This window comes from Roseateles sp. P5_B10 (assembly GCF_056400485.1).
Genome location: NZ_JBFULE010001212.1, coordinates 1 through 1,152 on the forward strand (window position 1 = coordinate 1; position 1,152 = coordinate 1,152).

Below are 1,152 nucleotides of genomic sequence, written 5' to 3' on the forward strand. Positions count from 1 at the left end.
GAGCCAGGGTGCGACCACCGGCCGCGCCGAGCGCCTGCTGGCCGCTGCCGCGCCGCTGGACCATGCCGAGCAGCAATGGCCGGTTGCCCTCGGCCAGCCGGCCAGCGTCGACCTGCCGCCCTATGCGGCCATGCCCACGGCCGCCGGCCGCGGCCTCGTCAAGGCGCAATCGGCACCGGCCATCAACAGCCTGCCCTACACGGTCTACTACGCCAATCTGCACAGCCAGACGAATGACTCCGACGGCGGCGGGGCGCTGGGCAGCTGCTCGTCTTCGCAGCCCGCGCAGACCGGCGCCTTCGGCCCGGCCGACGCCTTCGCCTATGGCAAGACGGCGGGCCTGGACATCCTGATGTCGTCCGAGCACAACCACTACTTCGACGGCTCCTCGAGCACCAACGCCAGCGGCAGCGCCGCCACCGCCAAGAGCCGCTACCAGGCCGGCCTGTCCGCCGCCACCGCCGCGACGACATCGAACTACCTCGCGATCTACGGCATGGAGTGGGGCGTCATCAGCAATGGCGGCCACATGAACATCTTCAACAGCACCGAGTTGTTCGCCTGGGAATACAACAGCAGCAACCAGCTCTTCGGCGACCGCTTCACGGCCAAGAGCGACTACGCGGCCTTGTACGCGACGATGCGCCAGCTCGGCCTTGTCGGCCAGTTCAACCATCCCGACACGACCGGCCAGTTCCTTGTCGGCGGCACGGCGCTGGGCTACAGCGCCGATGGCGACGAGGTCATGGTGCTGAGCGAGATCCTGAACAGCTCGGCGTTCTCGTCCAACACGACCGAGACCGAGACGGGCCTCAGCAACTTTGAAGACGCCTTCAACAAGATGCTGGAGCGCGGCTTTCACGTGGCGCCCGCCAGCAACCAGGACAACCACTGCGCCAACTGGGGCAAGTCGTACACCAACCGCACCGGCGTGCTGATCCCGAATGGCACGGCGCTCAGCAAGGCCAGTTTCATCGATGCCATCAAGGCCCGCCGCGTCTTCGCGACGATGGACAAGACGGCGCAGATCGCGCTGACCGCCAATGGCCACGTCATGGGTGAGCGCTTCACCAACAGCGGCACGCTGTCCTTGAGCGTCGGTTATGCCAGCAACAGCGGCAAGACGGCCACCAGCGTGCAGATCTACGAAGG

General features: G+C 66.7%; 1 protein-coding gene. It reads left to right on the plus strand.

Going from position 1 to position 1,152, the window contains the following annotated elements:
• A partial coding sequence (locus AC1DU6_RS32180) for a CehA/McbA family metallohydrolase domain-containing protein (protein WP_477862276.1) occupies window positions 1-1,152 on the plus strand: 1,152 nt, incomplete at both ends.